At 61.9% G+C, this 14,329-nt stretch carries 20 protein-coding genes and 1 tRNA gene; 19 read left to right on the top strand and 2 right to left on the bottom strand.

Features of this window, described 5'->3' with window-relative positions; genetic code table 11:
- Positions 1 to 643: 643 nt before the first annotated feature.
- From EYW42_RS16860 to EYW42_RS19970, 19 genes are all read left to right on the top strand, one after another.
- Complete coding sequence (locus tag EYW42_RS16860; RefSeq protein ID WP_049983729.1) at positions 644 to 1,540, top strand: DNA-binding protein; 897 nt, start codon at positions 644 to 646, stop codon at positions 1,538 to 1,540.
- Between the two features lie 224 nt (positions 1,541 to 1,764).
- On the top strand, positions 1,765 to 2,691 hold the full coding sequence (locus EYW42_RS16850; RefSeq protein WP_049983730.1) for a transcription initiation factor IIB: 927 nt from the start codon (positions 1,765 to 1,767) through the stop codon (positions 2,689 to 2,691).
- A gap of 100 nt (positions 2,692 to 2,791) precedes the next feature.
- Positions 2,792 to 3,679, top strand: coding sequence for a biosurfactant protein 1 (locus EYW42_RS16845; protein WP_135536577.1), 888 nt, complete (start codon positions 2,792 to 2,794; stop codon positions 3,677 to 3,679).
- A gap of 144 nt (positions 3,680 to 3,823) precedes the next feature.
- Positions 3,824 to 4,012, top strand: coding sequence for a hypothetical protein (locus EYW42_RS16840; RefSeq protein ID WP_096396460.1), 189 nt, complete (start codon positions 3,824 to 3,826; stop codon positions 4,010 to 4,012).
- A gap of 106 nt (positions 4,013 to 4,118) precedes the next feature.
- On the top strand, positions 4,119 to 4,499 hold the full coding sequence (locus tag EYW42_RS16835) for a hypothetical protein (RefSeq protein ID WP_135536575.1): 381 nt from the start codon (positions 4,119 to 4,121) through the stop codon (positions 4,497 to 4,499).
- Positions 4,500 to 4,567: 68 nt separating this feature from the next.
- Complete coding sequence (locus EYW42_RS16830; protein ID WP_135536573.1) at positions 4,568 to 5,230, top strand: DUF6735 family protein; 663 nt, start codon at positions 4,568 to 4,570, stop codon at positions 5,228 to 5,230.
- Positions 5,231 to 5,267: 37 nt separating this feature from the next.
- On the top strand, positions 5,268 to 5,552 hold the full coding sequence (locus tag EYW42_RS16825; RefSeq protein WP_006183450.1) for a hypothetical protein: 285 nt from the start codon (positions 5,268 to 5,270) through the stop codon (positions 5,550 to 5,552).
- Between the two features lie 61 nt (positions 5,553 to 5,613).
- Complete coding sequence (locus tag EYW42_RS16820; protein WP_006183449.1) at positions 5,614 to 6,363, top strand: helix-turn-helix domain-containing protein; 750 nt, start codon at positions 5,614 to 5,616, stop codon at positions 6,361 to 6,363.
- Between the two features lie 60 nt (positions 6,364 to 6,423).
- The gene (locus EYW42_RS16815; protein WP_015299293.1) at positions 6,424 to 8,796 is read left to right on the top strand and encodes a heavy metal translocating P-type ATPase; all 2,373 of its coding nucleotides are present in this window, start codon (positions 6,424 to 6,426) and stop codon (positions 8,794 to 8,796) included.
- Positions 8,797 to 8,917: 121 nt separating this feature from the next.
- Positions 8,918 to 9,340 carry a hypothetical protein gene (locus EYW42_RS16810; protein WP_006183447.1) on the top strand — a complete coding sequence of 141 codons (423 nt, stop codon included), beginning with the start codon at positions 8,918 to 8,920 and terminating at the stop codon, positions 9,338 to 9,340.
- Positions 9,341 to 9,447: 107 nt separating this feature from the next.
- On the top strand, positions 9,448 to 9,939 hold the full coding sequence (locus tag EYW42_RS16805) for a hypothetical protein (protein ID WP_006183446.1): 492 nt from the start codon (positions 9,448 to 9,450) through the stop codon (positions 9,937 to 9,939).
- A gap of 3 nt (positions 9,940 to 9,942) precedes the next feature.
- Entirely contained in the window at positions 9,943 to 10,308 is a 366-nt protein-coding gene (locus EYW42_RS16800; RefSeq protein WP_006183445.1) for a DUF7568 family protein, read from the top strand.
- Between the two features lie 77 nt (positions 10,309 to 10,385).
- A complete protein-coding gene (locus tag EYW42_RS16795) occupies positions 10,386 to 10,781 on the top strand; it encodes a DUF7567 family protein (protein ID WP_006183444.1) in 396 nt (131 codons plus the stop codon).
- A gap of 79 nt (positions 10,782 to 10,860) precedes the next feature.
- Positions 10,861 to 11,262 carry a DUF6166 domain-containing protein gene (locus EYW42_RS16790; protein WP_122106725.1) on the top strand — a complete coding sequence of 134 codons (402 nt, stop codon included), beginning with the start codon at positions 10,861 to 10,863 and terminating at the stop codon, positions 11,260 to 11,262.
- Between the two features lie 23 nt (positions 11,263 to 11,285).
- Positions 11,286 to 11,564 (top strand): DUF7389 domain-containing protein, encoded by a 279-nt coding sequence (locus EYW42_RS16785; protein ID WP_006183442.1) that lies wholly within the window; start codon positions 11,286 to 11,288, stop codon positions 11,562 to 11,564.
- Between the two features lie 49 nt (positions 11,565 to 11,613).
- Positions 11,614 to 11,835, top strand: a complete 222-nt coding sequence (locus EYW42_RS16780; protein WP_006183441.1) for a hypothetical protein — start codon at positions 11,614 to 11,616, stop codon at positions 11,833 to 11,835.
- Positions 11,836 to 11,888: 53 nt separating this feature from the next.
- Positions 11,889 to 12,188 (top strand): hypothetical protein, encoded by a 300-nt coding sequence (locus EYW42_RS16775; RefSeq protein ID WP_006183440.1) that lies wholly within the window; start codon positions 11,889 to 11,891, stop codon positions 12,186 to 12,188.
- Between the two features lie 140 nt (positions 12,189 to 12,328).
- Positions 12,329 to 13,015 (top strand): DUF6166 domain-containing protein, encoded by a 687-nt coding sequence (locus EYW42_RS16770; RefSeq protein ID WP_006183439.1) that lies wholly within the window; start codon positions 12,329 to 12,331, stop codon positions 13,013 to 13,015.
- Positions 13,015 to 13,170, top strand: a complete 156-nt coding sequence (locus EYW42_RS19970; protein ID WP_006183438.1) for a hypothetical protein — start codon at positions 13,015 to 13,017, stop codon at positions 13,168 to 13,170. The genes EYW42_RS16770 and EYW42_RS19970 overlap by 1 nt, the downstream gene beginning before the upstream one ends.
- 209 nt (positions 13,171 to 13,379) lie before the next feature.
- Here the strand turns inward: EYW42_RS19970 and EYW42_RS16765 are convergent, their stop codons facing one another.
- Positions 13,380 to 14,102: a hypothetical protein gene (locus EYW42_RS16765; protein WP_049915095.1), complete on the bottom strand. Its 723-nt coding sequence runs from the start codon at positions 14,100 to 14,102 to the stop codon at positions 13,380 to 13,382.
- Positions 14,103 to 14,253: 151 nt separating this feature from the next.
- Positions 14,254 to 14,328 (bottom strand) — tRNA-Glu (locus EYW42_RS16760).
- Position 14,329: the final 1 nt, after the last annotated feature.

Raw genomic sequence — 14,329 nt, 5'->3', positions numbered from 1 at the left:
CGCTCGTCGTCCCGCGACCGCCGCTGCGCGCCTCGGGGCTGCGGTGCTTGCGGGGTCGGGGGACGGCCGAGGCGGCCTCGCCCTTTCTGAGTCCGCCAGGACTGTAGATGACTCACCGAGCGATGTGGCCGGCTGGACAGGTGTGTGCGTATCGGCCCGCCCCGCTCGCCGCTGCCGCCCTCCGCGTCGCTCGCGACCGACCATTCCGGGCGTGCGGGCGCTCTCCGCACCGCCCGCGCCCGTTCCGGGCTAAAGTGCATGTGCCCTCGGCGCCAGCGGGTATCCCCGTCGGTTGCGCCCCTTGCGGGCTTTCGCGTTCCAGCGCTTGGTGCCGCCTGCGCTGTCGCGCGCCACACCGCGGCGCGCGTTCTCGGCGACAGTCGCCCTGGACACGGACCCGCACATCGGGCCGGACACGAGCGGGCATATCCCGCTGGCCGCTCGCTCCGGGCGGGTCGGCGCGCGGTGCTGGTTGAGTGGCCTCCCTATGGCGCGCTCTCGCTCGCGCCCCAAGGGGCGCTCGCGAAGGCGCGAGCGAGAGCGCGCAGACGAGTCTGTCGGTCGTTGTCGTCGAGGAAATCCGCGATGTTGTAGCATCGCGGTGTCGGGCGCTGAGCGCCTTCAGGAATCAGGGTAGATTCCAATGTCTAGTAACAACGTCACCACGGATGTAGTTTCGGTCGATGAACAGGCTTTCGAGAAACACGATGAAGGCGAGGTCGACGAGGATGGCTTCGAAGTCGTCGACGAGACCCCGGAGTTCCGGGCGACGGTCGACATGGAAGTCCAGGCCAAAGTCGATTCCAACCACCCAGACGCGCGCGTCGAGGAAGGCCCGGATCACCTGTTCGGGAAGACCCTCGAACAGGAAGAGCGCATCAAGGCACGAGAGGCCGAGTTGGAACACATCAGTGCCCAGGCAGAACTCAGTCAGCAGGAGGGGCGTGCGAAGCGGACGCGAGACATCGCAGCGAAGCGAAGCGCTGAGCGGCGTGTGAAGTTCCAGAAGCGGGCAGCGAGCGTGAATCCGATGGCTGACCCGGAGCGAGACGATCCTCGTGCAGAGCTCACGCAGGAGCAGTTGGCGGCGGTGAACAAGCAGTCGATGCGGTTGGCGGAAAAACTGGATGGCTGGTCGCGAGCAGCGATTGGCCGGCGGTTGGGTGAAGCCGTCGTCGGTGGGAAAGACCTAACGAGTGCAGTCGTCGGGGTGTTCGAGGAGTTGCAGACGGCGCCTGGGACGGTGATCCCCATTGGGAAGCTCGAGGACGTCAATCGCAAAGAGGTGAGCATCGAGGGTCGAGTCGAAGTACTCTGGGATGCGGACTCGCCGGCCATCGCTCAAGTCGGGCTGATCGCAGACGACAGTGGAAAAACGAAGGTGACGATCTGGGAGAAATCAGATGCGCCGTGGATTGAAGAGGGCGAGCAGGTGCGTATTCACAAGGTAGCCCGGAACTGGTACGAGGGGCGCGTCTCACTGGCTGTCACTGGGTGGAGCACCATTATGTTCCCTGAGCGCGGTCGGTGGTGGGAATAGCCGGTCGGCGCACCCCTTTTTTGCTGGTGTGTACGCGGTCACCGCCACCTCCCACCACCTCCACGGTCCGGGCTGCTCACGGCGCTCACGCGCCGTTTCGCGGCCGGGCTTTCGCCACCGCAGCCCTCCAGTGTCAGCGCTGTTCCGTGTGGTGTGTATGTGCCCCTGATGGGTGAGGGGCACTCCGAGAGACGCGATCCGCGTGAGTCCCCTCGTGAGTATCCATGGCAACCAGAGAGATCTACGAAACGACGTTCGACGAAGACGTCCAGACCGACTCGAATGCTACGCAGTGTCCCGAGTGTAACGGGCAAGTTACAACCAACGCGGTTGAAACCGTCTGCGAGGACTGTGGACTCGTCGTCGACGAGCAGCGGATCGACCACGGGCCAGAGTGGCGAGGGTTCGACGAAGACGAACGGGAGCGCACGGGTGCTCCGTTGACAGCGGCGCGGCACGATCGTGGGTTGTCGACGGAGATCGGCCACGGGACCGATGCGAACGGGAACGAACTCTCAGGACAGAAGCGACGGCGGCTCGCTCGGATGCGCCGTGAACAGACGCGTGGGCGGTTTCAGTCGAAAGCCGAACGCAACCTCGCACACGGGCTTAGTGAAGTCCGCCGGATCAGTAGTACGCTCGAACTATCCGAGACGATCCGTGACCAGGCCTGCCAGCTCTTCCGCAGCGCTCAGAACGAGGAACTCCTGCAGGGCCGGTCGATTGAGGCGATGGCCGCCGCGAGTGTCTACGGAGCGTGTCGGTGTAACGGGCGACCACGAACGCTCGACGACATCACCGAGTCGGCGCGCGTCGAGCAATCGCGGGTGACGAACGCATACACGACGCTGAATACGGAACTTGGCCTGCCAGCCCAACCCGTGACGCCCAGTGCGTTCGTTCCGCGGTTGGCCTCGGAGCTCGACGTCTCCGATCAAATCCGGCAGCGGGCTCGGCAGTTGGCGGAAGCATCCGAATCGACTGGGGCAACCACCGGGGTTCGGCCGTCCGGGTTCGCTGCAGCCTGTCTGTACAAAGCCGGACGCGAAGACGGGCAATGGCTCACCCAGTCGGACGTCGCTGACGTTGCGAACGTCTCGGTGGTCACCGTGCGGACCCACCGCGACACACTGGACGAACTGGCTGTCTAACGCCCACACTGCTGATTTTCGATTGTATGTCTGTAGGCTGATTGATGTGAGAGCCATTATTTAAACCCGAAGACGAAGCATGATACGGCCAGATCACTCTATGACCGACCAGTACGCCGACTACGAAGCCCTCCGACCGCTCGGCGAAGCGACCCACGTTCCCGACGATCAACTCGCCAGTAGTAGTGGCGAGCCCCGGCGGCAACGCTCTGGTGGCGTCGACGCGGGCTATCCAGACGACCCGACAGAAGGTGAGACCGAGTGCGATTCCTGTGGAGCGTCGATCCCCGCTGGCCAGTCGAAGTGCCGGTTCTGTCTCACGAACCATCTCGAAGCAGCCGACGATCAGGACACATCGACTGCCGAACAGACTCTCCTCCATATCATCCACATAGTCGTTGAGGCGTCGACGTTCTACGGCGCCGTCGCGAAGGGATCTGCTGCGGCCACCCTCCTCGCGAAGGCAGACGATGACCCAGTAGTCGATGACTGCAAGCTAATCTACGATCTCGACGAGGAACCGGCCCCACAGCTTGTCGATCAGTGGCCCTCGCTCCCCTCGGCGACACGAGTCACGTCTGAATGTGGTAATCAGCTGCTCGCGGCTGCTCGTGAGCGGACGGCGTGGACAGAGACGACGCAGCCCCGTCACGACGGCGAGCACACGACGTTTCTCTATGAGGAAACCGGGAGCGAGGTTCGCACCGAAGCTCGTCTTGCAAGCCTACGTGAGGACGCAGACAACGACCTCTGGCTGGTGCCAGCGATTGCGCTCCAGAAATCCGTTGACAAGACCGATACCGAACAGCCACGACGCGAGCGCCCAAACAGAACTCACCTCGAGTGTCGAGAGTGTGATCGGGAGACTAAGCATCGATTCCGCGAATTCGAGGCTGTCCCCGATGACGAGTGGACCGGGCAGCCAATGTGGGGCTGTCAGCGGTGCGGCACGCCACGCTACGGGCCCGAACCCGAAGCCGATCAGTAAAGACGACGTCAAATTAACCAACAATTCTGGTGTCGGCTCGGAGTTGTTGGTTAACAGAAGCCAGCTCGCGACCACCCGACGATACCACACCTGCTGACTGCCCGCCGGTGTTTTTCGGCGCCGAGAATTGGCGGAGGCGCACACATGGATCCACGAGACACCCCCGGCTATCGACTCCACCGCGCGCTCAGTAGCCTCACCAGTATCGACAGCGACCAATTGGAGCCCGCTGATCGAGAGCGAATTAGCACCGCGACGACGCTCCTCGAGCAGGTAGATTTTCTCACCCAACCGAATACGACGAGGGACGGTGACATCAACAGAGAATCCTGACAGCTCGACGCATCGGCAGCGCAACGTCATGTGGCCGTCACAGCGTGAGCAGTTGCTCGCCCCCTGAAAGGGTGCGGGGGCGCGAGACCGCTCCCGAGAACAATCCATGGCAACATTGCAAGCCGCAACGACATCGACCGGCGCGCTCGTATCGGATCCACAGGCAGTCCGCGAGCTCTGTGAGAACCACTGCTTCGGGACGCTCAACTGGGAAGTGGACGACGACGGCGAACTCGTTATCTGGGGCTACGACAGCTTCGAAGTGTACGAGGCCCGTGAGAACGGTCTTCCTGACTACGACGGTGGCATCGTCACTCACGAGTTCCTCCGGTCGCTCGCGGAGTATCTCGAACCGGACGAAGAATTCGACATCCAGACAGCCGGATTTACCAAGTGCCGATTTCCCGTGCTGGCGAAACGGTACGTCGTCCGCGACGGTGAGGTGCTGTACGCGGACCTCAGTTCCCCCGACCTGATCGACGAGTAGCGTTGTTCGTCCCCCGGGAGGGGTGCGGGGCGATCCAGTCGTGGGTCGTCCTGCGAGGTGATTGTTCAATGGGCCACCGCGCACTCGTTGCGTACGAACGAACTGACGGACAGTACACGCTCCACTACTCTCATTGGGGTGCAGCGAATCTCAAGCTCAAGCACCGAATTTCGGCTGAGTCGCCGTTCGGTGGCGACGACACCGACTCGAAGTGGGCGAAACAGCTGCTGGCGGAACTGGCCGATGGCCTCGAAGCAGATGGCGTCGACGGCTACCTCGCCGGCGAGGATCGTCCGTCGTCGGTCGTCAAGCCGAAGCCCCGTGCCACCGGGCTCACCCTCGACGAGATCGTCGCGGACCACCTCGACTATCTCCACCACGAGGCGATCTTCGTGGTGTCACCCACCTTCGAGGTGACCGCCTATCGGACGCTGTGGTTCGGGCTGCAGTACGACTCGGAGACGGTCGAACAGGGAGAGACCGTCGGGAACGGCGCGCTCGCGACGGTGCGCTGGTACGACGGCAAGCCGGTCGGCGACGGCCACCTACAGGGACAGTTCGCGGCCCTCAAAGACGTCGTCGGCGACATGCTCGATAAGGGCGTCTTCACGCCGTCAACGGCGATACAGTATCTGAAACGGAAGCTCGCTGAGCGGGTCGGAGACCGACAGGAGCTGCTCATTCCGACCGGAGAATCACCCTTCGAGACAGCGAGTCTCGGCAAGCCGTAACACCAATCCCTTAGTGGATATCGGGGGACGTCTAAGTATGTCAAATCAGTCTGAAGATGACGTTCGTGTTTGGCTTGTCGAACGGACGTACTCCGATGACGAGCAGAACCTGATCATCCTCACCTACGCAACACCCGATGGAGAACAGTACTATCGGAAGGAACGCGCACTCACGTCCTTCACCGACGTCCGAGATACGACAGCAGCAGTCGATGCTGAACCCGGCAATCTTGGCATGGTCGATGACCCCGACCTCCAGGAGCAATACGCGGCCGAAGCACAGCGAATGCAGGAGGTTCACGACCCGGACGACGTGATCTGATACCCGCCAGTAGACATCGCCCCAAGCCATGGGTTATGTCGTGGCAGGCCTTAGTCGGGGTATGCGCGAACTCGTCTTCGCTCTCGAATACGAGCCCGGCTGCAACAGGGTGGCGGACGCCCTCGCAGACCACCCCGACGCTCGCGTTCGTTCACTCTCGCTGCACGCCACTGCCGACCAGCTCTGGCGAGTCGACCATGCCACCGGCACTCCGGACGCACTCGACGCCATCGAGGACGCGTTTCGCAACAGCGACTACTACGCCGACTGTCTCGCCACCGAGGACTGCGGCGCAACCCAGACCACCCGTGTCCTCGACCGCACGGACGACACGCTCATCCTCTACTCCGACTGGGAGCGGACCCCTGCCTGTGCCTCAGTCCCCCACATCGCCCGCGACCACCTCGGCGACGGTGTGCTGTTCGAGACCCGTCACGAGGGCCGCCACTACACGTGGCGGCTCATTCACTCCGACGAGGGCGATGTGGCGGCGTTCTTCGATTCCCTCGGGGTTGCCGTCGGGGAATGCGCCCAGATGGAGATGCTCCGCACCGCGGATACGACGACATCAGCTGGGGGAGGCGACGGGACACCGAGCGGCCTGCCGCCAGCACAGGAGGCCGCACTCCAGGCCGCTGTCGAACACGGCTACTACGAGTCACCCCGCGAGGTCGACGTCGGCGAACTCGCCGAGCATCTCGACGTGCCACGGTCAACACTCACCTACCGACTCCGTCGGGCGGAAGAACATTTGGCGAAGCAACATGTCGCCGGCGAGCGGGTAGCGGAAGAACGGCTGGCATCGCACTGAGGGCCGCAGTTGGAATATTCCAACAAAGACATATGGAACTCCCACTCCTACCGTGAGGTAATGACAGAGAATCCGGACGCAGCAGGAGAAACGAGCGGCGGCGGACAGCGACGTGAGCTGACCGCCCGCCTCGCCGTTCCCGAGATGGACTGTCCCTCTTGCGCCCAAAAGGTGGACAAGAGCCTCCAGCGTGTCGACGGCATTACTGACGCCACGCTCCAGCCGACCACCGGCACGGCCAACGTCACGTACGACCCTGATCGGACTAGCGAAGCCGACGTAATCAAGGCGATTGAAGGCGCCGGCTACGAGGTCGTCGGGGGCTCGGACGCTGAGGGCGATGATGAGGACAACCAGGCGACCGACGGCGTCGACATCGCGCCACCATCGGAGGTCTGGACGAGTCCTCGCGCGAAGAAGACGTGGCTCGGCGCGGCGTTCGTCACGCTCGGCCTCCTCTTCGAATTCCTCCTCACCGGACAGAACGTCACGGTGGCGAGCGTCCTCGAGTACCCGCTCCACATCGCAGATGTCCTGTTCCTCGGCGCCGTCGCCGCCAGCGGCATCCCCGTCGTCCGTAGCGGGTACTACTCCGCGAAGAACCGAAGCCTCGACATCGACCTGCTGATGGGGACGGCGATCATCGCGGCGACCGGTATCGGCTACTTCGTCGAGGCCGCCACGCTGGCCGTCCTATTCAGCATCGCCGAGCTGCTCGAGGACTACGCGATGGACAGGGCACGGGACTCCCTGCGCGAGCTGATGGAACTCTCGCCCGACGAGGCGACCGTCCTTCGCGATGGTGAGGAAGTGACCGTTCCCGCCGAGGAGGTCGACGTTGGCGAGACCGTCGTCGTCCGCCCCGGCGACAAGATTCCGCTCGACGGAACGGTCATCGACGGCGAGAGTGCAGTCGACCAGTCGCCGATCACGGGCGAGAGCGTCCCCGTCGACAAGACTGCCGGCGACGAGGTCTACGCCGGCGCGATCAACGAAGAGGGGTACCTCGAGGTAGAGGTCACCTCGACCGCTGGCGATTCGACGCTCTCGCGCATCATCGAGATGGTACAGGGCGCACAGGCGAAGAAGACCGAGTCTGAGCAGTTCGTCGACCGCTTCTCCGGCTACTACACACCCCTCGTCGTCGTGCTGGCAATCCTGACCGCCGCTATCCCGCCGCTGGTTATCGCCGACCCCATCTCGGTGGACGTGGCCGGGTACGGGTTCACTTTCGCCGGCGACTGGCAGACCTGGTTCATCCGCGGGCTCACCCTGCTGGTAATCGCCTGCCCCTGTGCGTTCGTCATCTCCACACCCGTCTCGGTGGTGTCGGGCATCACCAGCGCCGCGAAGAACGGCGTCCTGATCAAGGGCGGCAACTACCTCGAAGCGATGGGCGAAGTCGATGCCGTCGCGCTCGACAAGACGGGGACGCTCACGAAGGGCGAACTCGCCGTCACCGATGTCGTCCCGGTCGGCGACACCACTGAGGATGATCTGCTCCGTCGCGCCGCCGGGCTGGAGCGGCGCAGTGAGCACCCCATCGCTGCGGCGATTCTCGCCCGTGCTGAGGAGGCGGGCGTGGGCGACCTGCCCGACCCGAGTGGCTTCGAGAGCCTCACGGGGAAGGGCATCCGGGGCGAGATCGACGGCGAGACGTACTATGCGGGCAAGCCCGCGCTCTTCGAGGAGCTGGGCTTCGACCTCGCTCGAGCACGCCGCGAGACAGACGGCGGCGTCGTGGCGGAAGAGGCGACCGAGGCCGACGACGGGGCGTTCGCCGAGGACGCGCTCACCTCACTGGAGCGGGAGGGCAAGACGGTCGTTATCGTCGGGACGGAGTCGGAACTGCTGGGTGCAATCGCCATCGCCGACGAGGTGCGCCCGGCCTCGAAGCGGGCTGTCGAACGCCTGCACGAGCTGGGCGTCGAGCGCGTGGTGATGCTGACCGGGGACAACGAGGGCACCGCCCGCGCCATCGCCGAGCAGGTCGGTGTCGATGAATATCGCGCCGAACTCCTACCCGACGAGAAGGTCGACGCAGTCGAGGAGTTACAGGCGGAGTACGGGGAGGTCGCGATGGTCGGCGACGGCATCAATGACGCCCCCGCGCTGGCCACTGCGGAGGTCGGCATCGCGATGGGCGCGGCGGGCACCGACACCGCCCTCGAAACGGCTGATATTGCGTTGATGGGCGACGACATCGGGAAACTCCCGTACCTGTACGACCTGTCGCATACGGCCAACGGCGTGATCCGGCAGAACATCTGGGCGAGCCTCGGCGTGAAGCTTCTGCTCGCGTTAGGCGTGCCGCTGGGCCTGGTCAGCGTTGCGCTGGCAGTCGTTGTCGGAGATATGGGGATGAGCCTCGGCGTCACCGGGAACGCGATGCGGTTGTCACGAATCGAGCCCGATCGAATCATCGACGCCTGATTCTGCGGCGGGAAGTGCGGGCAGGACGCTCTTCTTTCGGGACTTACCTCCGCTACATCGAGACTAGTTGTGGTTTGTCTGGGGCAGAAAGGACTGAGCCCCACCGTTGGCTCGTGATTTGATGCCCGAGAATTCAGACGACGATCCATTCCACGATTGCGAGTTAGATCCCGACGCAGTCCTCGGGACGCGCACCTTCCACGATGTCCTGTTCACCGATGAGACGGAGACACCGGTGAACGTGCTCACTGGCGAGACGCCCGCACATTCACAGGCGACCGTCGAGGAAGCGAAGGAGTTCGCTGCGAGTATTGACACCGACACGCCACAGATTGCACTTCCGGCGTCAGTTGAGACGCAAATCGAGACGCAGAGTAAGCCCTACACGTCGGCTGCGTTCTTCCACTTCAAGGCGACGGGCTCGCTAAGGCGTCACCGCGCCTACCACGCCGCATATGACTCGGATGCGTTCACCGTCGACTTCGAAGCTGACTACGAGTCCGGAAACCTGACCATCACAGTCGATCGAACGAACGAGTCCTAAGAATCGACCGCTAGATCAGGGTTTTTCGAGCGCCGGCGATGGGTGCCGGCGCAGCAGGAGCGAACGATCAACCACTCCCGGTGCGTCGGCGTTTCGAGGTGTTCGAGATGCACATGGTAATTTACGCTCTGGTAGAAGAATCGACCCACGACGACGCACTGGCCAGCGGAAAGTCGGTGTTCGACCGCCTGGTCGGCGCGGACCCACACGCCGGCGCAGTCTTCGACTACCACGTGACGTTCGATGAGGAGGACACGTCCGTTGCGGGGAAGGCGCGATGGGGTGAATTGCCGACTGCAGCCCCCGTCGACTCCGATGCCGGCCAAGACCTGCTTGAGCGTGGCTGGGAGGCGACGAAAGAGGAGTTCGAGCGGAATCTCGACCGGGTGAAAGAGGCCATCGACGAGCTCTCCGATGAGGAGATCATGCGCGACGAAGATCTCGCTCGGCACGCCTTCCACCAGGTTGGCGCCTACGACGGGCCAACGATCTTCCTGTACAACGAATATGCGAACGGGATCCGTCACCGTGAGCAGCTGGATCGAGTGCTGGAGGAGAGCGAGGAGCTCTGGATCGTGCCCGCCGACGTCCACTTCTAACAGATGTCCCGGATCACAAACTGGAAGCGCGAGAGCCGCACGCCCACACTCGCATACCGGAATACCGAGACCGGCGCTCGGGCGGTCTTACACCGAGCGCCGGATTCATACCGCTACAAGTGGCGTGGCGTAATCCTCGTCGACGGCTACCCAGTGTGGTCGCGGGGGTACGAGACGAAGGACGCGAAATCGTTCCGTGACGAGCTCCGTGACCGGCCAGCGCCCGAACTGAGTTGTCCCGAGTGTCCGAACAGCGATATAGCAATCGGTGGGAAAACGGCTGACGGTGCGAAGGTTCAGCGCTGGGTCGAGTGTCGGAACTGTGGGTACGAAACATCCTCGCGAATCGTGTACGGCGCCGAGCGCTGATTGATAGGAGCGTATCTGCGGTGACGTTTATTTTGGGCCGGAATGGGTGGCCCGTCTCAATCGGGCCAGATTCACAGATGAGTCTGGAAGTCATCGACCGCCACAGCGAAGCACTGTTCGAGTTCCTCTGGTGTCCCGTCTGCGGGCACGAGATATTCAGTCACATTCCGTTCGAAGGTGTGTTCTGCAAGAACTGCAACACACAGGTCGAACTCCAAGAATCCCGAGAGACACGCGGCTACGAGGAGGCCGTGCTCGCCTGCTTCGACACCCACTCAACGTGGAACCTCCACGTCGACGAAAAGCTCCGTCGCGATCTACCCGATGGGTCGGCACGGGTGAAGATCCTCGGCGCACCGGGTGCCTACGAGGTCGACTGGTGGAGTCCAGCACCCGGCGATGACTGGCAGCCGGTCGAGCGTGGTGAATTCGATGAGGTCGACGAACCAGCCGATATCTCCCATCTCGCGTAGGGGCAAGCAGTCCCTGTGACTGTTTTTCACCCCCTGAGGGGTGCGGGGGTGCTCGAACGAGTAGCTCCCGAACAGACCAATGAGTAGACCTAGCGACACACACTCGATTGAACAGACACACCCAGCGAGCGACTGCGACATCGCCTACGTCGGGTATCGGCAGAGCGGGCAGGCTATCGTTGAGAAACGTCCCGGCCAAGAACGGCTCACACCAGAGCGGAGTCTCGCGCTGGTGAATCACAGTCCCTCGGGATTCGAATGGGGATATGGTGGTAGTGGTCCGGCACAACTCGCGCTCGCACTCCTCCTCGACTACACAGGTGACGAAGCGTTCGCCCTCGACCACTACCAGGCATTCAAAACCGAGGTCGTGAGCCAACTGGACTGTGCTGGGTCTGCTGGACGCTGGCGACTCACCGGGGCCGAGATCGACGCAATCCTTCACGAAACACCCGGCGAGCCGGCCGCACCGTCCATCTGAATATCAATCACCGAAGGTAACCCATGTCAGAACATACCCAACCATCTCGTGCGGATGACGAATCGACCGCAGCCAGTGAACAGACGACACGAACGGAGTACGTCGAACGCAGTGACGTCGGCGTCTCCCTCACCGTGAAGCTTACTCGCGGGACGGGCACCCGCGATCAGGACAAAATCGTGGCCAAAGCGAAAGGCAAGACTCTCGAAGACGCTCGCGAGGACATGGAGATTCTTCGGGAGTACATCCACGATCTCGCTGAGGACGCCCGCCAGATCCAACCCGAGGAAGAAGACGAGTAACGGCGGGGGCTGTTTTTTGTCGCCTCAGCAGTGACGGAGGCGATCATCAGTGAGCAATCCAGACGGTCAAACAACAGACGCAAGCGATCTTTCGCCAGAACAACGGCTCGAGCCATCGAATACGCGACTCATCAACGCTGGTATCGTGACGATCAACAATATGGAGACGCTGCGAGCCTGCGTCGCCTACGAGAACGCGAATCAGCAACGGGTCCAGATCCTCCGCCAGCTTGAACAGCGGGCCAGCGAACTCCGCGCACAAGACGATTGACCCAACGCCCGGAGGTGTCTGTCGGAGCCTCGGTGGGTGGAGGCTCAATCCAGATGAGCGATCGACCAGAGATCGAGATTCAACGACAGACCGCATTCGGTGACGATGGCCAACTCGAAGTAACCGAAACAAGCGTCGAGACCTCGCTTGAGGACTTCGGCGCTGACGTGGATCATCGTGACCGGGATTCACGTCTTGATCAGCCCGAGGCGTGTGAGTTCGGCGTCGACGATCGACCCGAAGTTGAGCAAACATCCGAGGGAGATCAGTCAACACTCTTCGCTGATACGGACGAGGATCAGCAGACCCTCGCTGGCGACGATGCAGCCGCTCGCTGTCTCTTCGAAGAATAGGCTTGCCTCTATCAGTTGGTTGTCTGATGAATTGTTATACTGAATTCTAACTTTGAAGCGACGTTGAGGGTCTAATAGCCGGTGGTGGTTTTTCGACCCCCAGCAGGGGTGCGGGGAATCCGAACGCCCGCATTCAACCGATGGAGACGAATTCGACTACCGACCCACGAGCAGTCGTACAGGATACGGATGAGCGATGTCAGGCGAGTACAGACCGCGTCGAGTACGTCGGGATGCGTGTCGACGGAACGCCAGTTGTCCTGAACCTCACCGCACACGAACGCCTCTCCCCCCATCAAAGTCTCGGTCTCGTGCGGCATAGCCCGGCGGGATTCGACTGGGGCTACGTCGGGAGCGGACCGGCACAGCTCGCCTGTGCGCTCCTCCTCGATTATACCGACGACGAAACTGTCGCCCAGCATCACTACATCCAGTTCCGCAACGACGTGGTCAGTCAGCTGGTGTGTGATGGCCCGGCCGACTGCTGGCACCTCACCGGGGAGGATATCGAGGCGGCACTCGCTGAATTCGAAGAGTACCGAGCACTCACGCCAGATGGTGGGACGCCGTCATCGTCACTACCGGCGAACTGGAGTGCGGTGAGCCGGACAGATCGGACAGTCTTCCAACGTCGGGATATCGACCACTACGTCGTCCTCGCCGAAGGGAGCGAGGAGTGGTTGATCATACTTTGTGCGCAGGGGGACCGGGCGTATCCCGCCCCACTCGACCATCGAACACTTCCGGTCGAGAACAATCCTGCTTCAACCGTGCAGGCACTCGTCGCTGAGAGTAACGATCTCGTCGAGCCAGAGGAGGACATCTGATGGAGAACATCCGACTCTCGCGGGCCACGTACCAACTCATCGAACGCGCCGTCACGGCGCTGGAGTGCATCGGCCGAGAACTCGAGCGATACAACGACCGGCATGAGCGAACAGCTGGGAAAGACACAGATGAGACGAATCCCAGCGAATCATGACTGACGAAGCGACGCTTGACTACTTCGAGGGCGAGAATTCAGCCGGTGAGTCTCGCTCGCTCACGCTGGAAGAGCGACTCCTCGCCCCGATATCCCCGTCCATCGGTCTGCGGGTGATTCCCGGTCGCGAGGATCCGCTCTATCTCCAAAATCGGGGAACAGAACTCCTTCAAGGAGTGTTTCGGGCGCTCACGGGAAAAGTGTGCTCCTCAATTCGTTCCCAAGCGGTGTTCGCGCTCGATATCCTGCAGCTGGGGGATCAGTTCAGAATCCCGTGCGACGTGGATGATATAGCGGGGGACGTCCTGTGTCGTCCGGGCCATGAACGGTTCGCCCCAGAAACTTAACAGCGCGTCCGTCTGCTCGTTTTCCGTCCCGCGAAGAATGAACGAGACGTTTTCATCGAGGTCGCGCCAGACAGGTTCCCGTACCGTCTCGGCGCCTGTACACTCCTGTACTTTCGGTTTGACCTGTGTCTTCCAGCGCTCTCGTTCACTCTCGTCGAGGACGAACTGAATTGAGGAAACATCTGGATTTTCAATCGGTGGCCGAAGCAACGCGTCGAACAAATCCTGGGGAATGAACATGAGCAGACAGACATTGAACCAGATCATTTCACCACGGGCACCCTGACCGAACTGGGTACTCCGCGGTCTGAGTTGTGCTGGACCGATGAGTTCGAGGTCGGGAGTATCCATACCGGCACGGATTTCTTCGACAGTGCGTTCGGTGTGAGCGACGGACTCAGAGAGGTTCTCTGTTTCTGATTCGCGTCGAAGATGGCTGATGAACAAGAACGCCATAAGAACGAGCGTGATCTGAAGCAGCACGGATTCGTCTACGATGTGCAAGAAATGGAGTACAAGCGCGAGAACAGCCGCCAGGATGCCCGCGACAGCTTCCCATTCAATCTCCTTAATTTGCCATCTCATATCGACTGTCTCCCTGACACAGGATTCTGGCTATAGGCACATTACTCTGTGCAGTCAAGTAGCGAGGTTCACAGGAGGCGTTCGTGGTTGAACCCAGACGGCCTTGTCCACACAGAATGGAACTTCCTCAACCTCCTTGCTCTGAGTTTGATGCTCCGTCGAGGATTTGAACCTCGGTCCTCGACGTGAGATGCCGAGATGATTGGCCGAGCTACACCAACGGAGCA

This window comes from Halostella pelagica, from assembly GCF_004762015.1.
GTDB classification, from domain to species: Archaea; Halobacteriota; Halobacteria; order Halobacteriales; family Natronoarchaeaceae; genus Halostella; species Halostella pelagica.
The sequence above is the reverse complement of the archived record's forward strand: the minus strand, read 5'-3'. Positions and strand labels throughout refer to the sequence as shown.